This window comes from Burkholderia sp. Bp9031 (assembly GCF_003857965.1).
GTDB lineage: Bacteria > Pseudomonadota > Gammaproteobacteria > Burkholderiales > Burkholderiaceae > Burkholderia > Burkholderia ambifaria_A.
On sequence record NZ_QTPW01000033.1, the window covers coordinates 64256 to 86056 of the forward strand.

21 protein-coding genes, 1 tRNA gene and 1 pseudogene are annotated in these 21801 nt (G+C 64.4%); 6 read left to right on the forward strand and 17 right to left on the reverse strand.

Annotation, left to right across the window (positions count from 1 at the left end):
• The first annotated feature begins 254 nt into the window (after nt 1–254).
• Complete coding sequence (locus DIE15_RS30520; RefSeq protein WP_124835101.1) at nt 255–2465, forward strand: hypothetical protein; 2211 nt, start codon at nt 255–257, stop codon at nt 2463–2465.
• Between the two features lie 80 nt (nt 2466–2545).
• Here the strand turns inward: DIE15_RS30520 and DIE15_RS30525 are convergent, their stop codons facing one another.
• The 13 genes from DIE15_RS30525 to DIE15_RS30590 form a co-directional block, all read right to left on the reverse strand.
• Nucleotides 2546–2959: a MerR family transcriptional regulator gene (locus DIE15_RS30525; RefSeq protein ID WP_057924301.1), complete on the reverse strand. Its 414-nt coding sequence runs from the start codon at nt 2957–2959 to the stop codon at nt 2546–2548.
• 60 nt (nt 2960–3019) lie between these two features.
• The gene (locus tag DIE15_RS30530) at nt 3020–3406 is read right to left on the reverse strand and encodes an integration host factor subunit alpha (RefSeq protein WP_057924300.1); all 387 of its coding nucleotides are present in this window, start codon (nt 3404–3406) and stop codon (nt 3020–3022) included.
• A 72-nt stretch (nt 3407–3478) separates the two neighbouring features.
• The gene (gene pheT, locus DIE15_RS30535) at nt 3479–5908 is read right to left on the reverse strand and encodes a phenylalanine--tRNA ligase subunit beta (protein ID WP_124835102.1); all 2430 of its coding nucleotides are present in this window, start codon (nt 5906–5908) and stop codon (nt 3479–3481) included.
• A 96-nt stretch (nt 5909–6004) separates the two neighbouring features.
• Nucleotides 6005–7018: a phenylalanine--tRNA ligase subunit alpha gene (gene pheS, locus DIE15_RS30540; RefSeq protein WP_014897235.1), complete on the reverse strand. Its 1014-nt coding sequence runs from the start codon at nt 7016–7018 to the stop codon at nt 6005–6007.
• A 148-nt stretch (nt 7019–7166) separates the two neighbouring features.
• Nucleotides 7167–7526: a 50S ribosomal protein L20 gene (gene rplT / locus DIE15_RS30545; RefSeq protein ID WP_004192938.1), complete on the reverse strand. Its 360-nt coding sequence runs from the start codon at nt 7524–7526 to the stop codon at nt 7167–7169.
• 30 nt (nt 7527–7556) lie between these two features.
• Nucleotides 7557–7754, reverse strand: coding sequence for a 50S ribosomal protein L35 (rpmI, locus tag DIE15_RS30550; protein ID WP_004191477.1), 198 nt, complete (start codon nt 7752–7754; stop codon nt 7557–7559).
• Nucleotides 7755–7944: 190 nt separating this feature from the next.
• Complete coding sequence (gene infC, locus DIE15_RS30555) at nt 7945–8469, reverse strand: translation initiation factor IF-3 (protein WP_082664562.1); 525 nt, start codon at nt 8467–8469, stop codon at nt 7945–7947.
• Nucleotides 8470–8518: 49 nt separating this feature from the next.
• Nucleotides 8519–10426 (reverse strand): threonine--tRNA ligase, encoded by a 1908-nt coding sequence (thrS, locus tag DIE15_RS30560; RefSeq protein WP_124835103.1) that lies wholly within the window; start codon nt 10424–10426, stop codon nt 8519–8521.
• A 271-nt stretch (nt 10427–10697) separates the two neighbouring features.
• Nucleotides 10698–10774, reverse strand: a tRNA-Val gene (locus DIE15_RS30570).
• A 96-nt stretch (nt 10775–10870) separates the two neighbouring features.
• Nucleotides 10871–13105, reverse strand: coding sequence for a bifunctional (p)ppGpp synthetase/guanosine-3',5'-bis(diphosphate) 3'-pyrophosphohydrolase (locus DIE15_RS30575; protein WP_124835104.1), 2235 nt, complete (start codon nt 13103–13105; stop codon nt 10871–10873).
• A 39-nt stretch (nt 13106–13144) separates the two neighbouring features.
• The gene (locus DIE15_RS30580; RefSeq protein ID WP_014897238.1) at nt 13145–13498 is read right to left on the reverse strand and encodes a RidA family protein; all 354 of its coding nucleotides are present in this window, start codon (nt 13496–13498) and stop codon (nt 13145–13147) included.
• 81 nt (nt 13499–13579) lie between these two features.
• On the reverse strand, nt 13580–14476 hold the full coding sequence (locus DIE15_RS30585) for an alpha/beta fold hydrolase (RefSeq protein ID WP_057924500.1): 897 nt from the start codon (nt 14474–14476) through the stop codon (nt 13580–13582).
• A 132-nt stretch (nt 14477–14608) separates the two neighbouring features.
• Nucleotides 14609–15514 carry a LysR family transcriptional regulator gene (locus DIE15_RS30590; RefSeq protein WP_057924295.1) on the reverse strand — a complete coding sequence of 302 codons (906 nt, stop codon included), beginning with the start codon at nt 15512–15514 and terminating at the stop codon, nt 14609–14611.
• 138 nt (nt 15515–15652) lie between these two features.
• On the opposite strand from DIE15_RS30590, the gene DIE15_RS30595 reads away from it, so the two are divergent.
• Genes DIE15_RS30595 through DIE15_RS30605 form a run of 3 tightly spaced genes read left to right on the forward strand, consistent with a single transcriptional unit; the run spans nt 15653 to nt 17984 of the window.
• Nucleotides 15653–16210 (forward strand): ester cyclase, encoded by a 558-nt coding sequence (locus DIE15_RS30595; protein ID WP_057924294.1) that lies wholly within the window; start codon nt 15653–15655, stop codon nt 16208–16210.
• A gap of 11 nt (nt 16211–16221) precedes the next feature.
• Complete coding sequence (locus DIE15_RS30600) at nt 16222–17232, forward strand: polysaccharide deacetylase family protein (protein ID WP_124835105.1); 1011 nt, start codon at nt 16222–16224, stop codon at nt 17230–17232.
• 38 nt (nt 17233–17270) lie between these two features.
• A complete protein-coding gene (locus tag DIE15_RS30605; protein ID WP_124835106.1) occupies nt 17271–17984 on the forward strand; it encodes an SDR family oxidoreductase in 714 nt (237 codons plus the stop codon).
• 70 nt (nt 17985–18054) lie between these two features.
• Here the strand turns inward: DIE15_RS30605 and DIE15_RS30610 are convergent, their stop codons facing one another.
• Nucleotides 18055–18696 carry a CoA transferase subunit B gene (locus DIE15_RS30610; protein WP_124835107.1) on the reverse strand — a complete coding sequence of 214 codons (642 nt, stop codon included), beginning with the start codon at nt 18694–18696 and terminating at the stop codon, nt 18055–18057.
• Between the two features lies 1 nt (nt 18697).
• Nucleotides 18698–19402, reverse strand: a complete 705-nt coding sequence (locus DIE15_RS30615) for a CoA transferase subunit A (protein WP_012363722.1) — start codon at nt 19400–19402, stop codon at nt 18698–18700.
• Between the two features lie 223 nt (nt 19403–19625).
• Here DIE15_RS30615 and DIE15_RS30620 point away from each other — a divergent pair, with 223 nt between their 5' ends.
• Nucleotides 19626–20171 carry a LuxR C-terminal-related transcriptional regulator gene (locus tag DIE15_RS30620; protein ID WP_014897242.1) on the forward strand — a complete coding sequence of 182 codons (546 nt, stop codon included), beginning with the start codon at nt 19626–19628 and terminating at the stop codon, nt 20169–20171.
• Nucleotides 20172–20278: 107 nt separating this feature from the next.
• Here the strand turns inward: DIE15_RS30620 and DIE15_RS30625 are convergent, their stop codons facing one another.
• Both DIE15_RS30625 and DIE15_RS30630 read right to left on the reverse strand, forming a co-directional pair.
• Nucleotides 20279–20710 (reverse strand): thioesterase family protein, encoded by a 432-nt coding sequence (locus DIE15_RS30625; RefSeq protein WP_057924290.1) that lies wholly within the window; start codon nt 20708–20710, stop codon nt 20279–20281.
• Between the two features lie 32 nt (nt 20711–20742).
• Nucleotides 20743–21519 carry an SDR family oxidoreductase gene (locus tag DIE15_RS30630; protein ID WP_059467666.1) on the reverse strand — a complete coding sequence of 259 codons (777 nt, stop codon included), beginning with the start codon at nt 21517–21519 and terminating at the stop codon, nt 20743–20745.
• A 106-nt stretch (nt 21520–21625) separates the two neighbouring features.
• Between DIE15_RS30630 and DIE15_RS37850 the strand changes: the two are divergent.
• Nucleotides 21626–21801: pseudogene (locus tag DIE15_RS37850) on the forward strand (electron transfer flavoprotein-ubiquinone oxidoreductase); the annotation flags it as partial.

A 21801-nucleotide genomic window follows, 5' to 3' on the forward strand; every position in this document is an offset into this window, starting at 1 on the left:
CCATGCCGACGCCGGATTTGCCGATCGGCGCAGTGCGTGGCGTCAGCCTCGACCGCAAAACCAAACGACCGTTTGATCTCGGCGCCCCGCCACCGTGAATCCATTGTCCTGTCGTGCACCGACCGGCATTGCCCGGACCACCGCTGTTTGGTAACGCCGCTCTAGCGGGCTATGCCACACTGCACGGCATCGACATCCGCGCCGTGCATCGGCCGCGCGCCGTCGTCGATCACGACAAGACATGGAGACAGACGATGCGGAATGCGGTCCGGCGCGGCCATCGCACGCCTTTGGCAATTTTCGACTGGATGGCCGGCCCGCGACGCGCGGCCGCCTCGGTCTCACACGGCACCTCCCGTGCGCTCGGCTGCGGCACGCTCGCGCTCGCGCTGCTCTGCGCCGGCTGCGCGGAACCGGCTGCGCAGCGCGACGGCAACGCCTCGGTCGCCTCGACGAAGATCGAGCGCGCCAAAGCCGAACGCCTCGCCCGTGAACAGCAGATCGCCCGCACCGTACCGTCGCTCGCGTCGATCAGCCTCACGCAGCCGCGCCCGTTCACGCTGCGCGACTCGGGCCAGAACGGTGCGATGACGTTTCTGCGCGATGTCGATTTCCGCATCGTCAACAATCTCGGCTTCTTCATCCACCAGTTGTCCGCGACACTCGTGCCGACGCAGGCCGGCGCACCGATCGTGTTCGACGATCCGACGAGCTTCGAGATCGACGTGCACGACGGCACGGTCACGCTCGACAACGCGAAGCTGACCGCACTCTTCAATACCTACATCTTCGGTTACCGTAACGCACCGCTGCGCAAGCTCGCGGTATCGGCCGGCGACGGCGTGATCCATCTGCAAGGCGAGATGCAGCGCGACGGCTGGGTGCCGTTCTCGCTGACCGGCACGCTCGCGATTCGCGACGGCAGCCAGCTCGTGTTCCATCCGACCGGCGTGCGCGTATCGGGCATCAATGCACAGCCGGTGATGCGCGCGGCCAACGTGAAAATGGCCGACCTGCTGAAGGTCGAGACGCCGATCGCGCGGCTCGCGGGCGATGACCTCGTAATGTCGGTCGACAAGCTGATGCCGCCGCCGCGACTGAAGATCAGGATCACAGCGCTGCGCGTGACGCCGGCCGGCCTCGACCTGACGCTCGACGACGGCTCGCACGCCGGCTTCACACTCCCCGCGAATGCGCCGCAACAGTCGATGTACATTCGCGGCGGCGACGTGAAGTTCATGCGCTCGATGCCAATGAACGCCGACATCCTGATCGCCCCGGTCGACCCAACGAAACGCGACCAGAATTTTGTGTTCGACCTGTACCACTATCGCGATCAGGTATCGGCCGGCTATTTCAATTTCGACGAAAGCGGCGCGATGGCAATCCGGATGCCGTCGTATGCGGGCCCCGCGAGCGGCGCCGCGCTCGGCAATGCGGCCGCTCGCCTGAACGACAGCTTCCTCGCCGCGCAGCAGAATGCGTTGCGCGACTCGCGCCAGCACTGGGAAGCGTTTGCGCTCGCAGCCGGCGCCGCGCAGCCCGGCATGCAGAAAGTCTCCATACGGCGCTCGTCGACCACGCCGTTCAACGAGCGGCACGTGTCGAACCGCAACCCGACGATCCATCTGCACAACGTCGACTTCAACCTGTCCGGCGACATCGGCTTCCATGTCGAGGATCTCGACGTGCAGCTCGTCGCGAAACGACCCGGCGAACCGGTCGACCTCGACGATCCGAACCAGTACGACATCCGCATTCTCGGCGGCACGGTCGTCGAATCGTGGAAGGCGATGTCGGCGCTCTTCAACAACTATCTGCTCGACTATTCGCCGCGCTCGCTGAACGACCTGCAATTGAGCGCGGATGGGCAGGACCTGCGCGTCCAGGGCGGCATCAAGCTCTGGAATCACGTGCCCGGCGTGTGGCTGCCGACCGACATGAAGGGCTCGCTGTCGGTACTCGACGACCGGCACCTCGCGTTCAAGCCGTCGCAGGTGTCGGTACTCGGCATCCCGCAGGCAAAGCTGCTGCGCTCGCTCGGCATCGAGCTCGCGTCGCTGACACCGCTGCAGCGCCGCGGCGCGCGACTGCGCGGCGACACGCTCGTGCTCGACCAATACACCGTATTTCCGCCGCCGATGCTGAACGGCAAGCTCGGCCAGGCGACGGTCGAACGCGACGGACTGCGCCTCACGTTCCGGCGCGCCACCGACGCACCCGTGCCAAAGCGGCCGCAGATCGACGCATCGAGTTACATGTGGATGGAAGGCGGCGACATGAAGATGTTCAACGTGCTCGAACTGAACGTGCGCGCGCTGATCCGGAACTCGGCCGAAACCGGCCCGATGCGTTTCGACCTGTACGACTACCGCAGCCAGGTCGCGCAGGGCTCGGTGCGGATGCTGCCGGACGGCACGCTGGTCGTCGACATGGGCAAGCCGAATCCGCTCGCGTCTCGCTGATATCGCGAACCCGCATGCATGAAAAAGCCCGGTGGCACTTCATTTCGCCAACCGGGCTTTTTGCCGATTCGAGGTCGCACTCAGTCGTGCTTCAGTCCGTCGATTACATCAAGAAGCGCCTGTCGCAACGCGATCACGTCGACCGTCGCACCCGGCTTGCCAGGCGCCCGCACATCGGTGGCCGGTACGTCGGATTCGTCCGGTGCGGGGGCAGCGCGTTCGCCGCCCGGCGAATCGAGCCGGTTGCGCGCCCCGTTGATCGTGAAGCCCTGTTCATACAGCAACTCGCGAATCCGACGGATCAGCAGCACTTCGTGGTGCTGGTAGTACCGGCGATTGCCACGCCGCTTCACCGGCCGCAACTGCGTAAATTCCTGTTCCCAGTAACGCAGCACATGCGGCTTGACCCCGCATAGTTCACTGACTTCACCGATCGTGAAGTAGCGCTTCGCGGGAATCGGAGGCAGGACGACTTTCTCAACCGTAGTGGTCATCGTCGGTTAACCGTCGGTAAAGGGTGCGCGGCGGTCGCGCGGAGACGTCGGCGCGGGGCGTTACTCCGTGCCGTTTTCGACCAGCGCCTTCAGCTTCTGGCTCGCGTGGAAGGTTACCACCCGGCGGGCCGCGATCGGAATCGCCTCGCCCGTCTTCGGGTTGCGGCCCGGACGCTGCGGCTTGTCGCGCAGTTGGAAGTTGCCGAACCCCGACAGCTTGACGCTTTCACCGTTTTCGAGCGCGTCGCGGATCACTTCGAAAAACGCCTCGACCATGTCCTTCGCTTCACGCTTGTTCAGCCCGACACTGTCGAACAACAGCTCCGCCAGTTCCGCTTTCGTCAGCGTCGGCGTCTCGGCGGACGCCGGCGCCGAAGCGTCGCGGTTCATGGCGCTGCGTTGCGCCGTCAGGAGGGCTTCGAATTCACTCGAGGTCATGTCGTTCATATCTGCCATACAGCGCGTTAAACCAAAACTTACGATAGGGAAAAGCCACCCGCGAACGGGCGGCCCTTCTCCTTAGCCGCGCAGACGAGCACCGGCACGCGCCATCCGCTCGACCAGCGTCTGGATCGCCTGATCGACGACCTCGTCCTGTAGCGTGCCAGCCGCATCCTGCAGCGTCACGCGGAAGGCAAGGCTCTTCTCGTGCGCGGCAAGGCCACCGGAAGTATTTGATTTTGCACGAAATTCGTCGAAGAGTACAACCTTCTGAACGAATCGGCAGGCGTCTTCTGCCAGTGCCTTCTTCATTTCGTCGAAAAGTGCCTGAACCTCGACCGCCTGATCGACCACGACCGCGATATCGCGCCGTACCGGCGGGAATTTCGACACGTCGGTCGGTGCCGGCAACGCACGCGCGATCAGCGCGTCCGCGTCGATTTCGAACATCACGGGCGCGTGCGGCAGCTCGTACTTCTGCATCAGGCGCGGATGCAGCTCGCCGATCCAGCCGACCGCGCGGCCATCGACTTCGATGCGCGCGCTGCGACCCGGATGGAGGGCCGGATGTTCGGCCTTCACGAAGCGTGCGGCGGCCGGCGCGAGCAGCGCCTCGAGATCGCCCTTCACGTCGAAGAAATCGACCGGGCGGGTCGCCACGCCCCACTGCTCGTCGACCGCCGGGCCGTACGCGAGCGCGCCGACACGCTTCGGCTGCGTGTAGCCTTCGACGGTCAGTTCGCCGGCCTTCACCGACGGATCGGCGAGGAACACGCGACCCGCCTCGAACACACGCACGCGATCCGCGCGACGGTTCAGGTTGTGGCGCAGCACCGAGATCAGGCTGCCGAACAGCGTCGTGCGCATCACCGACAGCTGGCTCGCGATCGGGTTCAGCAGGCGGATCGGGTTGTCGTTGCCAGCGAAATCGTGCTCCCATTCCGCATCGACGAAGCTGAAGTTGACCGTTTCCGCATAGTCGCGCGCCGCGAGCGCATGACGGATGTCATGGATCGAACGTTGCGTCTCGTTGGTTGCGCGCATCTCGCTCGTCGCGACCGGCGGACGCGCCGGAATCTTCTCGAAGCCGTAAATGCGCGCGACTTCCTCAATCAGGTCTTCCTCGATCTCAATGTCGAAGCGGTGCGACGGCGGCGTGACCAGGAATGCGTCGTCGTCACGCTCGAACGGCAGGCCGAGGCGCGTGAAGATGTTCGCGATCTCGTCGGCGTCGATCTTCACGCCAATGATGCGGTTCGCGCGCGACACGCGCATCTTCACCGGTGCGCGCTGTGGCAGGTTCACCGCCTGATCGTCGACCGGGCCGGCCTTGCCGCCGCAGATCTCGAGAATCAGTTGGGTAATGCGCTCGACGTGCTCGACGGTCGTCGCATAGTCGACGCCGCGCTCGAAGCGATGAGCCGCATCGGTCGAGAAGTTGTACTTGCGTGCGCGACCACGGATGCTGTCCGGCCACCAGAACGCGGCCTCCAGGTAGATGTTCGTCGTGTCGAGCGTGACGGCCGTGCTGTCACCGCCCATGATGCCCGCGAGGCTTTCGACCTGACGGTCGTCCGCAATCACGCCGACCGTTTCGTCGAGTTCGACCGTGTTGCCGTTCAGCAGCTTCAGCGACTCGCCGCGCTTGCCCCAGCGCACCTCGATGCCGCCGTGGATCTTGTCCAGGTCGAACACGTGCGACGGACGGCCGAGCTCGAACATCACGTAGTTCGAGATGTCGACGAGCGCCGACACGCTGCGCTGGCCCGAGCGATCAAGGCGCTCGACCATCCATTGCGGCGTCTTCGCGTGCGCGTTCACGCCGCGGATCACGCGGCCCGAGAAGCGGCCGCACAGATCAGGGGCGGCGATGCGCACGGGCAGCGTCTCGTCGAGCTCGACGCGCACCGGACGGATATCGACCGGCGTCAGCGGCGCGCCGGTGATCGCGGCCGTCTCGCGCGCGATGCCGAATACCGACAGGCAGTCGGCCTTGTTCGGCGTCAGCTTGATTTCGAAGATCGTGTCGTCGAGATTGAGCGTGTCACGGATGTCCTGGCCGATCGGCGTGTCTTCCGGCAGGATCAGCAGGCCGCTGTGGTCCTCGGACAGCTTCAACTCGCGCGCCGAGCACAGCATCCCCTGGCTCTCCACGCCGCGCAGCTTCGACAGCTTGATCGCGAAAGGCTTGCCGCCCTCTTCTGCCGGCGGCAGTTCCGCGCCGACCAGCGCGACCGGCACCTTGATGCCGGGCGACACGTTCGGTGCGCCGCACACGATATTCAGCGTCGCGCCGGTGCCGGCGTCGACCTGGCAGACATTGAGCTTGTCCGCATCCGGATGCTTGACGACTTCGAGCACGCGCCCGACGACGATCTTCGACGTCGGCGGCGCAGCCTTGCTCAGCGATTCGACTTCGAGCCCCGCCATCGTCAGCGCGTGCGACAGTTCGTCGGTCGTCAGCTGCGGGTCGACAAAGGTTCTCAACCAGGATTCAGGGAATTGCATGGATGTCTACGTTCGAAACAGGTTAGATCGACGCCCGGGCCCCGTCGGAAACGTCCGGCGGGGCGTGCGCGGGCACATGTCGGCGCGGCGCGTGCGTTATGCGAACTGGCGCAGGAAACGCAGATCGTTCTCGAAGAACAGCCGGAGATCCTGCACGCCGTAGCGCAGCATCGTCAGGCGCTCGAGGCCGCTGCCGAACGCAAAGCCGATGTAGCGCTCGGGATCGAGGCCCATGTTGCGGATCACGGTCGGATGCACCTGCCCCGAGCCCGAGATCTCGAGCCATTTGCCGGCGTTCTTGCCGTGCTCGAACATCATGTCGATCTCGGCCGACGGTTCCGTGAACGGGAAATACGACGGACGGAAGCGCACGAGGATGTCGTCGCGCTCGAAGAATTTCTTCAGGAAGTCGGTATAGACGCCCTTGAGGTCGGCGAAGCTGATGTTTTCGTCGATCCACAGCCCCTCGACCTGATTGAACATCGGCGAGTGGGTCGCATCGCTGTCGACGCGATACGTACGGCCCGGCGCGATCACCTTGATCGGCGGACGGTTCATGCGCGCGTAACGCACCTGCATCGGGCTCGTGTGCGTGCGCAGCAGCAGCTGGCGGCCGTCGGCATCCTTGCCTTCGACGTAGAAGGTGTCCTGCATCGAACGCGCCGGATGGTTCTCCGGGCTGTTCAGCGACGTGAAGTTGTACCAGTCGGTCTCGATTTCGGGACCGTCGGCCACGTCGAAGCCGATCGAGCGGAAAATCTGTTCGACGCGCTCCCACGTGCGCATCACGGGGTGCAGGCTGCCTGCACCGGCGCCGCGGCCCGGCAACGTGACGTCGATCGCCTCGGCGGCGAGGCGCTGGTTCAACAGCGCGTCGGCGAGCGCCTGGCGGCGAGCGGTCAGCGCGGCTTCAACCTGCTGCTTCACGACGTTGATGCGTGCGCCTTCGGTCTTGCGTGCTTCGGGATCGAGCTTGCCGAGGCCCTTGAGCAACTCGGTCAGCGCACCCGACTTGCCGAGAAATCGTGCTTTCTCGTTTTCGAGCGTGGTGATGTCGGCAGCCTGTTCGAAGGACTGCTGCGCGTCGGCGACAATCTGGTCCAGATCCATAGATCCCATCATTTCCAACGTCATTCGGTCTTGGCAAGCAAAACTGCTCACCAAACAAAAAAGGGGCTCGGAAGAGCCCCGTTTTCGCTGCAGCGGCCGAGACTACCGGAACATCGCTGCAACTCACCACGCAGTGCTAATTTCGCAATTAGGCTGCAACGGCGGCTTTCACCTGCTTGACGATCGCAGCAAAAGCAGCCTTGTCGAACACCGCCATGTCGGCCAGGACCTTACGGTCGAGTTCGATCGACGCCTTCTTCAGGCCGTTGATGAACACGCTGTAGGTCATGTCGTGCTGGCGGACTGCCGCGTTGATACGCGTGATCCACAGTGCGCGGAACACACGCTTCTTGTTGCGGCGATCGCGGTACGCGTACTGACCAGCGCGCATCACCGCCTGCTTGGCGATGCGGTAGACGTTATTGCGACGGCCGCGATAACCCTTGGCCAGGTTGATGATCTTCTTGTGGCGGGCCCGTGCGGTTACCCCACGTTTGACTCGAGGCATGTTTCTCTCCTTAGAGTATCAGTTGAGGGGTTACGCGAACGGCAGCATCGCGCGGACGGAGTTCAGATCGGAATCATGAACTGCCGTTGCGCCGCGCAGGTGACGCTTGTTCTTCGTGGTTTTCTTGGTCAGGATGTGACGCTTGAAGGCTTGACCGCGCTTGACGGTGCCGCCCGGACGCACCACGAAGCGCTTTGCAGCACTCTTCTTGGTCTTCATCTTAGGCATGACGAACAACTCCAGTTTATTTGATGGCGATGGGTGTGCGGTTGGCTTGCGCCCTTGACCCGCCCTTCGAAACCCAGTCCACTTGTGTACGGCGAACCGCTTGCGCAGCCGCCGTCATTGTTGGCGCGCCGCCCTGACCGGGCAACGCACCGAACCACTTTCGAACCTGCGCGCGTGGCGCGCGGACCCGTTACTTCTTTTTCTTCGGCGAGAGCACCATGATCATCTGGCGCCCTTCCATCTTCGGCATCTGCTCGACCTGGCCGACTTCCTCGAGATCCGTGCGCAGACGCTCAAGCATCCGCATGCCGATCTCCTGGTGAGCCATTTCGCGGCCGCGGAAACGCAACGTGATCTTCGTCTTGTCGCCCTCTTCGAGGAAGCGCACGAGGTTGCGAAGCTTGACGTTGTAGTCACCGTCATCGGTACCCGGGCGGAACTTGACTTCCTTCACCTGGATGACCTTCTGCTTCAGCTTCGCTTCGTGCTGCTTCTTGGACTCCTGATACTTGAACTTGCCATAGTCCATCAGACGGCAGACCGGCGGAACCGCTTGCGGCGCGATTTCCACCAGGTCAACATCCAACTCTTCCGATTTACGGAAAGCATCAGTGAGTTTTACGATACCGAGCGGTTCGTTCTCGATCCCGACCAGACGCACTTCCGGCGCAGTGATTTCACCGTTGATGCGATGCGACGACTTATCAGTAGCGATGTTACGTTTCCTCTAAAAATTAAAAAAACGAGCCGCGCTGCCAGGGCGGTTACTTGAACGAGCGCAGGTCTTCCTGCAGACGCTCAACGAAGGCTTCGATCGGCATAACGCCAAGATCGACGCCGCCACGGGCACGCACGGCTACCGTTTGCGCATCACGCTCCTTATCACCCACGACGAGGAGATAAGGCACCTTTTCCAGCGTGTGCTCGCGTATTTTATAACTAATCTTCTCGTTGCGCAAATCGGCCGCCACTCTAACCCCTTGTTTTTGCAACGTTTGGGCCAGAGATTGTGCATATTCCGCCTGACTTTCGGCGATATTGAGCACAACTGCCTGGAACGGCGCGAGCCAGACCGGCATCGCACCGGCATGGTGCTCGATCAGAATACCGAGGAATCGCTCCATCGAACCGACGATCGCACGGTGCAGCATCACCGGCCGGCGGCGGCTGTTGTCTTCCGCGACGTACTCGGCACCGAGACGCTCCGGCAACACCATGTCGAGCTGCAGCGTGCCGCACTGCCACGAACGGCCGAGCGCATCCTTGATGTGGTATTCGATCTTCGGACCATAGAACGCACCTTCGCCCGGCAGCTCTTCCCACGACAGGCCGCACGCCGTCAGCGCGTCGCGCAGGCCCTGCTCGGCGCGATCCCACGTTTCGTCCGTGCCCGCACGCTGGTCGGGGCGCAACGACAGCTTGATGTCGATGTGCTCGAACCCGAAATCCTTGTACACGCTCATCGCCAGCGTATTGAACGCGATCGACTCGGCGATGAACTGCTCTTCCGTACAGAAGATGTGCGCATCGTCCTGCACGAAGCCGCGCACGCGCATCAGGCCATGCAGCGCACCCGATGCCTCGTTGCGATGGCACGAACCGAATTCCGCGTAGCGCAGCGGCAGGTCGCGGTACGAGCGCAGGCCGTGCTTGAACACCTGAACGTGACCCGGACAGTTCATCGGCTTGATCGCGTAGTCGCGCTTCTCCGACTCCGTCGTGAACATGTTCTCGCGGTAGTTCTGCCAGTGGCCCGACGCCTCCCACAGCGAGCGGTCCATGATCATCGGCGTCTTGATCTCGAGGTAGCCGGCATCGTTCACGCGGCGGCGCATGTACTGCTCGACCTGCTGCCACAGCGCCCAGCCCTTCGGATGCCAGAACACCATGCCCGGCGACTCTTCCTGCATGTGGAACAGGTCCAGTTGCTTGCCGAGCTTGCGGTGGTCGCGCTTTTCCGCTTCCTCGAGCATGTGCAGGTACTGATCCTGGTCTTCCTTCTTCGTCCAGGCCGTGCCGTAGATGCGCTGCAACTGCTCGTTCTTCGAGTCGCCGCGCCAGTACGCACCCGCCACCTTCATCAGCTTGAAGACCTTCAGCTTGCCGGTCGACGGCACGTGCGGGCCGCGGCACAGGTCGGTGAAGCCGCCGTGCGAGTACAGCTTGATTTCGTCGCTTTGCGGAATCGATTCGATGATCTCGGCCTTGTACTTCTCGCCGAGGCTGCGGAAATAGCCGGCCGCCTCGTCGCGCGACACGACGCGGCGCGTGACCGGCTCGTCCTTCTTCGCGAGTTCCTGCATGCGCCTTTCGATCTTTTCCAGATCTTCAGGCGTAAACGGGCGGTTATACGAGAAGTCGTAGTAGAAGCCGTTATCGATCACGGGACCGATCGTCACCTGCGCATCCGGATACAGTTCCTTCACCGCGTACGCGAGCAAGTGCGCGGTCGAGTGACGGACGATGTCGAGACCGTCGGCATCCTTGTCCGTGACGATCGCGAGCGATGCGTCGCGATCGATGACCGTGGACGTATCGACGAGTTCACCGTCGAGCTTGCCACCAAGCGCAGCCTTCGCAAGGCCGGGACCGATCGAGGCCGCAACCTCGGCAACTGTCACCGGATGCTCGTATTGTCGAACTGAGCCGTCAGGCAAGCGTATCGAAACCATAGCAATCTCCGTGATGCCGACAGTGGGCGGCAAACCAAGCACGCGATGTAAAAGTCACGCGCGAAAATTCCGCGACAAAAAAAATGCGGCCCCGCTTTCGAGGGGCCGCATTCGATACTTCACTCAAACTGAAAGGGCGAAAACGTTCCTCGACTAGCGTCGCTCCGAAAAGGTTTCGGTCAACGTTCGCGGTGACATAACCGTATTCGCCTTGTTCGCGTTGAGTTATTTACTGCATCAAACACCCGGAAACCGGGCATTCTCAATTCGTTGGTAGGCTCGATTGGACTCGAACCAACGACCCCCACCATGTCAAGGTGGTGCTCTAACCAGCTGAGCTACGAGCCTAGAGAAGCTAAGATTATATGGGGCTACCGATGACTTGGCAAGCGTTTTTATGCAGTCGCAGCAAAATGATCCGGCTCCCGCCCCATTATGGGAACGTCATGCCTTGCGCCCCGCCCGCACGACGCCCGGCACCTCGCCGAGCAGCGTGCATGCCCGCTGCACTTGCGCGGAATTCGACACCTCGACCGTGAACTGCATGAAGGCCGCATTGCGGCGGCTTTGCGTCTTCACGCCCACCACGTTCATCTTCTCGCGCGCGAACACTTCGGAGATGTCGCGCAGCAAGCCTTGCCGGTCGCTCGCCTCGATCATCAGGTCGACCGGATAGACGGACACGCCGCGCCCACCCAGCACGTCGGCCGACCAGGTCGTCTGCAGCACGCGCTCCGGCGCCCGTTCGGCCATCCGCCGGAATGTCGGACAGTCGCTGCGGTGAATCGACATTCCCTTGCCGCGCGTCACGAATCCGCTGATCGGGTCGGGCGGTGCCGGACGACAGCAACGCGCGAGCTGGGTCAGCAGCGCATCGACGCCGACCACCAGCACGCCGGTCGACGCGCCGTGCGCGACACTTGCCCCGCTGCTGCGCTTCTCGAAATCGGCGGGAGCCTCGGGCGCATGCTCGGGCGGCGGCGCATCGGACAGCGCGTGCTCGACGTTGCGCAGGCTGAACTCTTCCTTGCCGACGACCGAGAACAGTTCCTCGGGTGACTTGAAGCCGAGCTTCGCGGCGAGGTTGTCGAGGTTGACCGACGTCTTGCCCTCGCGCTGCAGCGTCTTTTCGACGAGCGCGCGACCATGCGCGATGTTCTCTTCCTGCTCGATCGAGTTGAACCACGCCCGCACCTTCTGTCGCGCGCGCGGGCTCTTCAGATAGCCAAGCTGCGGGTTCAGCCAGTCGCGCGACGGTCCACCCTCCTTCACCGCGACGATCTCGACCGTCTGACCGTTCGCGAGCGACGTGTTCAGCGGCACCATCACGCCATCGACGCGCGCGCCGCGGCAGCGATGGCCGAGCTCGCTGTGCAGGTGATACGCGAAATCGACCGGCGTCGCGCCCTGCGGCAGCGCAATCACGCGCGCCTGCGGCGTCAGCACGTAGATGTGGTCGTCGTCGAGCGACGTCTCGCGCAACTGGGCCCATGCCTGGTCACCCGATACTTCGGTGCCGTCCTCGACGTCGTCCTTCCATGCGAGCAGTTGGCGCAGCCACGCGATCTTCTCGTCGTACTTGTCGCTCGCCGAGAACTGGCCGCCATAGCCGCGCGCGCCCGCTTCCTTGTAGCGCCAGTGCGCGGCGACGCCGTACTCGGCGAAGCGGTGCATTTCCTGTGTGCGGATCTGCACTTCGAACGCACGCCCGTCGTCGCCGATCACGACCGTATGCAGTGACTTGTAACCGTTCGGCTTCGGGCGCGAAATGTAGTCGTCGAATTCCTTCGGCACCGGTTGCCACAGGTGATGCACGATGCCGAGCACCGCGTAGCAATCCTTGATGTCCGGCACGATCACGCGGAACGCACGCACGTCGTACAGCTCGGAGAAGTCGAGTTCCTTGCCGCGCATCTTGCGCCAGATGCTGTAGATATGCTTCGGCCGCCCGCTCACGTCGGCCGGGATGTGCGCTTCCGCCAGTTCGTGCTGGAGCCGCTCGATCGCTTGTGCGACGTACGCCTCGCGTTCGACGCGTTTCTCGTCGAGCAGCCTCGCGATGCGCTTGTAGGTGACCGGATCCTCGAAGCGGAACGCGAGGTCCTCGAGCTCCCACTTCAGTTGCCAGATGCCGAGACGGTTCGCAAGCGGCGCATAGATCTCGAGCGTCTCGCGCGCGACGTCGGGCGGCGGATCGACCTTCGCCGCCGCGTAGTAGCGCAGCGACTGCAGCCGCGACGCCAGGCGGATCAGCACCACGCGGATGTCCTGCGCGAACGCGAGCAGCATCTTGCGCAGCGCCTCGATCTGCGTACGCCGCTCCTCCGCGGCGTCGCGCCCGGCGTCGGGCATCGCGTTCTGCGCGGCGCGCAGGCTGACGGTACCGAGCCGCAGCAGCTTGCGCACATCGGACACGAGCCGCGCGACCTCTTCGCCGAACCGTTCGGTCAGCTCCCGTTCGGGGTCGTTCAAGTGCGGCGTCAGCACGAACAGCGCGGCCGCCTGCATTGCATGCGGATCGACGTTCAGCGTGCGCATGATCGCCGCCGTGCCCGCGGAGTGATCGGCGAGCAGTTCGCCCGACGACAGGCGCGCGTCGCCGGCCCGCTCGCGAACGAACGCGAGCACGTCATCGAACGACGGCGCCGCGACGGAAGAAGCGGAAACGGACTCGGTCATCGCACTGCCTGGCGTATTGCGGTCATCGTGATGCTTCGCTCAGCTCCGCTGCGCGGCGACGACGACGATCTCGACGAGCAGCGCCGGATCCGCGAGCTTCGCCTCGACGGTGGCACGCGGCGGCGTGTTGCCCTGCGCGACCCACGCGTCCCACTCCGCATTCATGCCTTCGAAGTTCGCAAGATCCGAAATGTAGATCTGCACCGACAGCAGATGCGCCTTGTCGCTGTTCGCTTCGGCGAGCAGGCGGTCGATGTGGCCGAGCACTTCGCGCGTCTGGCCCTTGATGTCCTGGGTGGTGTCTTCGGCGATCTGGCCGGCCAGATACACGGTACCGTTGTGGATCGCGGTTTCGGAGAGACGGGCCCCGACGTGGTGACGAATGACTGCCATGGAATGTTCCGGTCGTTTGAATGGGTGAAGAATCGGCGACGACGCGGCCCGCATGTCGCCGAACCATACATTATGACGCGTTTATGCGTCGCCTTCGACGAAAAACCGCCGTGCGAGCGCAATCTGGTCGGCGCTCAGGAATGCCGGTGCGTGCCCCGTGCCGGGAATTTCCGCCTGCGCCACATGCCGGCCGCGGCGCACCATCTCGGCGACGGTCTCGCGCGACAGCAGGTCCGACTCGGCGCCGCGCACGACCAGCAGCGACGCATCGGTCGTCTCGATCGCGCGCCACAGCGCGGCTTCGCCGAGCGCGGCCAGTTCGGGCGTCGTCGCCTTGAACGGCTCGGCGATGCGCGGATCGTAGCGCATCGTCCAGCCGCCGTCGGGCAACTCGCGCAGCAACGGCCCGTTGATCTCGCGCCATTCGTCGCCGGTCAACGCACCGAACGGCAGCGACAGCGACGTCAGATAGTCGACGCCCTCCTGCTCGGTCGCGAAGCGCGGCTGCACGCCGAGGTATTCGCCGATGCGCGTCAGCGAATCGGGTTCGATGCGCGGGCCGACGTCGTTGACGATCATCCGGCGCAGCGGCGAACCAGGGAGCCCCGCGAACGCCATGCCAATCAGCCCGCCCATCGACGTGCCGAACCAGTCGACCGACTCGACGTCGAGCCGCGCGATCAGCGTGACCATGTCGGCCACATATTGCGGAATCGCGTAATGCCGCGGATCGGCGAGCCAGTCGGAGCGGCCTCGCCCGACGACGTCGGGGCACACGACGCGATACGTATCGGACAGCGCGGCGGCGAGCCGGTCGAAGTCGCGCCCCGAGCGGGTCAGGCCGTGCACGCAGACCAGCACGCGCGAATTGGCGGGGTCGCCCCATTCGGTGTAGGCGACATGATGAAGGCCGGCGGCGCTCGCACACTGCACGCGTCGCTGACGGGGAAGCGGAGGATTCGTTGAAGTTGTTGGCATCGTTGGCATCCTGTCGAACGTGGGCGGCGCGGCGGGCAACGCTTGCGCCGCCTGATGCAAACGATTGTAAACCGCTTCGTAACGGCGGGGCGTCACGCGCCGGTGGTCATCCGGCGCATCGTTCGCAACGGCTCACGCGCCGAGGCGCCACGCGTCGCGCAATTGCTCGCGCAGGAAATCGACGAATGCGCGCACGCGCAACGGCACGTGACGACCGCCGGGATAGACGGCATGAAGCGGTGCCGCGGGCGCCGCGAACGCCGGCAGCACGCGGACAAGCCGACCGGCCTCGAGATCGGCACCGACGTCCCAGATCGACTTCAGCGCAATGCCGGCACCCTCCAGCGCCAACGTACGAGCCGCACCGCCATCGTTCGTCAGCAGCGCGGCCGTCACCTCGACCGTCACCGCACCCTGCACACCTTTGAACCGCCACTCCGTCCGCGGCTGGTCGCCCATCACGATGCATCGATGTGCACGAAGCTCGGCAGGATGGGCCGGCAGCCCGTGCACGGCAAGATAGCTCGACGACGCGCAAAGCACGCGATGATTCGGCGCCAGTTCGCGCGCGATCATCGTCGAATCGGCGAGCCTGCCGATCCGCACGGCAATGTCGATATCCTGCGCGAGCAAATCGACGATCGTGTCGGTCAGCATCAGCTGCACGGTCAACTCCGGATGTTGACGCTGAAACGCCGCGACGAGCGGCGCGATCCGCAGGCGGCCGAGCTCGCCGGGCGCCGTCAGGCGCAGCATGCCGCTGACCGTGCCGCGGCGGTCGCTCATCAGCGTTTCGGCGCGATCGACCTCGGCCAGGATGCGCAGCACCTGCGCATGGAACTGCGCGCCGTCGTCGGTCAGCGTTTGCTGCCGTGTCGTCCGGTGCAGCAGACGCACGCCGAGCTGCGATTCCAGATGCGCGAGCCGCTTGCTGACGACGGACAGCGACAAGTCCAGCTCGCGCGCCGCCGCAGACAGGCTGCCAGCCGACACGATTCTCGCAAAGGTATCGAGCGCCGGGAGATCATCGATCAGCATCGCGGCACCGCGCCTCGCCAATCCTTTCCATTTTTCGAATAATTCATTCGTTTTTATCCCGTATTTGCGTTGCAAACGGAAACCTACCATACCTGTTCCGCGTCGTCGCTCGGCGCCATTCACAGGACACCCGAAACCATGTCGATCCACCTTCCTTCGGTCGCTCGCCCAATCGCCCGCGTCATCGCTGCGGCGGCCTGCGTCGTTATGCTGTCGCCTGCCGCATCCCGCGCCGCCGACCTCGTCGAGCCGCAGAGCCTGACCGTCGCGGCCGACGTGCCGGCCGCGCAGGCACGCGCGCAAATCCTCGCCGCACGTCGGTATGGCACGTTCTGGGATACGGGCGATGCCGCCCTCGCCCGCACGGCGCTCGCCGCCGATTTCATCGATCGAACGCTGCCGGCCGGCCGCGCACAGGGCGTACCGGGACCGCTCGCGGCATCCAGAACCATGCGCGCAGCCATCCCGGACCTGCATTGCAACATCGAACAGATGATCGTCGCGGGCGATCGTGTCGTCATGCACCTGCATTTTCGCGGGCATTTCACCGGCACTTTCAATGGAACGACCGGAAACGGGCAGACGGTCGACTTCATCGCGACCGACATCTACCGGATCGATCACGGCCGGATCGCGGAAAACTGGCACATCGAGGACAACCTGACGCTGATGCGCCAGCTCGGGCTCGTCGGGTGACGGAGGAGACGATGACTCACAGCGACTACGATTCGGCGACGCATCCGGCGCGCCGCACGTTTCTTGCCCAGGCGAGTGCCGGGCTGGCGGCCAGCATCGCGATGGCCGCGGGCGCCTCCCGGCCGGCAACGGCTGCGCCGATACCGGATCCCGCAAGGATGGACGCCGGCGGGTTCTGGCCGGACGATATGCGGCTCGTCATCTCGATCTCGATGCAGTTCGAAGCCGGTGGACAACCGTCCAAGGGCGCGGACAGTCCGTTCCCGTCCGTCGAATTTCCACCGTCGGTGCCGGTCGACCTGGCGTCGGCCACGTGGTTCGCGTATGGCTATCGTGAAGGGATTCCACGCCTTCTCGACCTGTGGGACCGGCACGGCGTGAAAGTCACGTCGCACATGATCGGAGAAGCCGCTCGCCGGCACCCCGAACTCGCACGCGAGATCGTGTCGCGCGGCCACGAAGCGGCCGCGCACGGACCGACATGGCGGTCGCAATTCGCGATGAACCGCGACGACGAGCGCCGCTTCCTCACCGAAGCCCGCGACATGGTCGAAGCGGCGACGGGACGGCGCCCGATCGGCTACAACTGCAACTGGCTGCGGCGCGGCCCGCATACGCTGTCGCTGCTGCAGGAGCTCGGCTACGTGTACCACATCGACGACGTCAGTCGCGACGAGCCCTTCATCGAGACCGTCGACGGCCGAGATTTCGCGGTCGTCCCGTACACGCTGCGCAACAACGACATCCTGCTGATCGAAGGCCGCAACTACTCGCCGACGATGTTTCTCGAGCAGATCAAGCTGGATTTCGACCAGTTGTACGCGGAAGCCGGGCAGCGGCGCAGATTGATGTCGATCAGCGCGCACGACCGGATCAGCGGCACTCCGCAGATGGTCCGCGCGTGGGACGCATTCCTGCACTATGCACGCTCGCATCCAGGCGTGGCCTTCATGCGCAAGGACGACATCGCCCGCTTTGCGTTGCGCAGCCGGTCGACGCTGCGCGAAGCCGAAACGATCTGACCGGCTTCCACCCCGCTCATCACTTCGGGAAGACCATCATGAATGATCCGCTCAACGGAAAGAAAGTCCTCGTCGTCGGTGGCAGCTCCGGCATCGGCGCCGCCACCGCGCAAGCATTCGCACAACGTGGCGCCGTCGTGACGATCGCGTCGCGCGACCCGGCCAGGGCAGGCGCGGGTATCACGGCAGGCGGCCACATGCGTACCGAAGCGCTCGACATCACCGATACGGCGGCCGTCGATGCGTTCTGCGCGCGTGCCGGCCAGTTCGACCACGTCGTGATTTCGGCCGCGAAGACAGCCACGGGCCCGATCCGCGCACTGCCGCTTGCCGACGCGCAGGCCGCGATGGACAGCAAGTTCTGGGGCGCATACCGCGTCGCCCGCTCGATCGATATCGCACCCGGCGGTTCGCTGACCTTCGTGTCGGGTTACCTCAGCGTACGGCCGAACGCATCGTCGGTGCTGCAGGGTGCGATCAACGCGGCGCTCGAGGCGCTCGCCCGCGGCCTTGCTCTCGAGCTGGCGCCCGTGCGGGTGAATACCGTATCGCCGGGCCTGGTCGCGACGCCGCTGTGGAACAAGCTCGCGCCCGATGCACGCGACGCGATGTACGCCGGCGCCGCCCAGCGCCTTCCGGCACGCCACGTCGGCCAACCGGAGGACATAGCGAATGCGATCGTGTATCTGGCGACAACGCCTTATGCGACCGGTTCGACGGTGCTGATCGACGGCGGCGGCGCGATCGCATGACGCAGCCATGACAAAACGCCCCGCGCTCCTGACGGAACGCGGGGCGTCGAGAGATGCGGGACGACGGCCCTCAGGCGACCGCGCTCACGTCGAGCGGTGCGCCCGTCTTCGCCTGGATCTCTTCCGCGCTCACGCCGTCGGCGAGCTCGAGCACCTTCAGGCCGTCCGGCGTTACTTCGATCACGCCGAGATCGGTGATGATCAGGTCGACCACGCCGACGCCCGTCAGCGGCAGGTTGCATTCGTCGAGAATCTTGTGTTGGTCGCCCTTCGCGACGTGCTCCATCAGCACGACGACGCGCTTGACGCCCGCGACGAGATCCATCGCGCCGCCCATGCCCTTGATCATCTTGCCCGGGATCATCCAGTTCGCGAGGTCGCCCTGCTTGCTGACCTGCATCGCGCCGAGGATCGCGAGGTTGATGTGGCCGCCGCGAATCATCGCGAACGAATCGGCCGACGAGAAGATCGACGAGCCCGGCAGCGTCGTGACGGTCTGCTTGCCGGCGTTGATCAGGTCGGCGTCGACTTCGTCCTCGGTCGGCGACGGACCGATGCCGAGCAGGCCGTTCTCCGACTGCAGCCACACCTCGACGCCCTCCGGCACGTGGTTCGCGACGAGCGTCGGCAGGCCGATGCCGAGGTTCACGTAGAAGCCGTCCTGCAGTTCCTTCGCCGCGCGCGCGGCCATCTGGTCACGATTCCAGGCCATGTCAGTCTCCTTTCGCGCGTACGACGCGTTGTTCGATGCGTTTCTCGGGCGTCGCGTTCAGCACGATGCGCTGCACGAAGATGCCCGGCGTGTGGACCTGGTCCGGATCGAGCGTGCCGTTCTCGACGATCTCCTCGACTTCCGCCACGGTGATCTTGCCCGCCATCGCACACATCGGGTTGAAGTTGCGCGCGGTGCGGCGATAGATCAGGTTGCCGGACTTGTCGGCCTTCCACGCCTTCACGAGCGCGACGTCGGCCGTCAGCGACGGCTCCAGCACGTAGTGGCGATCGCCGAACTGGCGCGTTTCCTTGCCTTCCGCGATCACTGTGCCGTAGCCCGTGTTCGTGAAAAAGGCGGGGATGCCGGCGCCGCCCGCGCGCAGCTTCTCGGCGAGCGTGCCCTGCGGCGTGAATTCGAGCTCGAGTTCGCCGGCCAGGTACTGGCGCTCGAACTCCTTGTTCTCGCCGACGTACGACGAGATCATCTTCTTGATCTGGCGCGTTTCCAGCAGCAGGCCGAGACCGAAGCCGTCGACGCCCGCATTGTTGCTGATGCAGGTGATGCCCTTGACGGCGGAATCGCGCAGCGCGGCGATCAGCGCCTCGGGAATCCCGCACAGGCCGAAGCCGCCCACCGCGAAGGTCTGTCCGTCGCGGACGATCCCTTCCAGCGCGGCAGCCGCGCTGGGATAGACTTTGTTCATCTGTATGTCCCTTCCTCTATGGAAACCAGCAAAACCGGTTCACGCGCCCATTGGGCCGCAAGCCCGCCGCCTCATTCTATGCATGCACGGCGAACCCTGCGTCGAAGCGCGCTGTTTTTATATCGCGACAAACCGCCGCGAGATGCCCGAAAGGGTACGATGCGGCGCAGATACGGCACAATACGCAAAAATACATAAGCATTTGCCTCCGCTTGCCCGCGCCATGCCCGCTCTCGATTACCAGACTGCCTTCCACCTCGCGCCACTCGGCCTCGTAATGTCGCGCGACCGCGTGATCGAGGACTGCAACGACGCGCTCGCGTCGATCTTCCGCTGCACGCGGGCTGACCTGATCGGAAAGTCATACGAGGTGCTCTATCCGTCGCCGGACGAATTCCAGCGCATCGGCGAACGCATTTCGCGCGTGATGATCGCGAACGGCACCTACGCCGATGACAGAATCATGAAACGGGCCGACGGCGAGCTGTTCTGGTGCCACGTGACGGGCCGCGCACTCGACCGCACCGCGCCGCTCGCGGCCGGCGTCTGGACCTTCGAAGACCTGAGCGCGACGCGCCGCGTCGCTGTCGAATTGACGCCGCGCGAACGCGAGATCGCCGCGCAGCTCGCGACCGGCAAGACCAGCAAGCAGATCGGACGCGTGCTCGATATCAGTTCGCGCACGGTCGACATCTACCGCGCGCGGCTGATGCGCAAGTACGGCACGAACAATACGCCGGAGCTGCTGCAGCGCCTGCTCGGCCAGTAACACGCGCCCCGCAATGGCAATCGGCCGCATGACGCGGCCGATTCGGGGGGATCATCAGGAAATGGCGGCACACCGGCGCCCGCGCGCCGGGTCCGATGCCGCGGCGCTCAGTCGATCTTCGCCGCGAGCGCACGCTCGATCGTATCGCGCAGCAGTTGCGGCAGCGGCACCGACTTGCCGAGCGCATAGTCGACCCACACGCAGCGTGCATTGCCGCGCGCATAGACGTGTTGCGGATCGTCCGCGCGCGTCAGCTCGAAACCGGTGTCGAAGCTGCTGCGACCCGGCTTCGCGGCCGACATCTTCGCGATCACGTCGCCCGGATAGTGCAGTTGCTTCAGGAACTCCATCGACGCCGTGACGATCACGGGCCCCTGCCCCTCGCCGTTGCCGCCCGCGATGCCGAGTTCCTCGAACCACGAGATCCGGGCCTGTTCCATGTAGCGGAAATAGACCGTGTTGTTCACGTGGCCGAACGCGTCCATGTCGCCCCAGCGGATCGGCATCGACATTTCAAATACGGGGGAATATTCGCTCATCGCAGTCTTCTTTGTTGCTGAATGTCATCCACTCAGGCGAGGCCGAAGCCGTCGTCGGCGGAGATAATCGAGCCATTGATGAACTGCGACTCGTCGGCCGCGAGCAGCAACAACAGCCCGTCGAGATCCTGCGGCTTGCCGACGCGCCGGCGCGGCAGCATCGACTGCAGCTTCTGGCCCTGCTCGGTTTCCCACAAGTAATGATTGATTTCGGTATCGATATAGCCCGGACAGATCGCGTTGACGTTGATCCCGTGGCGGCCCCATTCGAGCGCCATCGCACGCGTCATCTGCACGACCGCCGACTTGCTCATCGCATACAGCCCGATCTGCGGGAACACGCGCAGACCGGCCACCGACGCGATGTTGATGATCCGGTACGGCGGCTTGCCGTTGCCGTTCGCACGCATGATCATCCGCTTCGCGACCTCCTGCGCGACGAAGAATGCGCCGCGCGTGTTGGTGTCGAACACGAATTCGAAATCGGCCGGCGTCACGTCGACGAGCTTCTGCATCGTCGAGACGCCCGAATTGTTCACGAGGATGTCGATCGTGCCGGCCTCAGTCTCCGCGTGCGCGATGGCCGCCTTGATGCTCTGCACGTCGGTGACGTCGAGCGACACGACGTGCGCGGCACCGCCCGCCGCCTCGATCTCCGCACGCAGCTCCTTCAGGCGCTCGACGCGGCGGCTCGCGAGCACGACTTTCGCGCCGGCCTGCGACAGCACCTGCGCAAAGCGCTGCCCGAGGCCGCTCGATGCACCCGTAACCAGCGCGACCTTGCCTTCCAGATTGATCGATCGACCCATTGCACATCCCCTTTCGATGTCGTTTCGCCGCGACGGGCGCCCTGTCCTGCGCAGCATAACCCTAGCACATAAAATAGAACGATCGTGCCAATCTATTCGCATGCTGTTGCGGCAAGCGTTTTGTTTCGCAGACAATACGCTCCCGAATAAAAGCATTCTAACGGTTAGAGGAACGCCAATGACCCCCGCAAGCCTCATCGAGCAATACGGCCCGCGCGAATCGATGGAATACGACGTCGTGATCGTCGGCGGCGGCCCCGCCGGGCTGTCGGCGGCGATCCG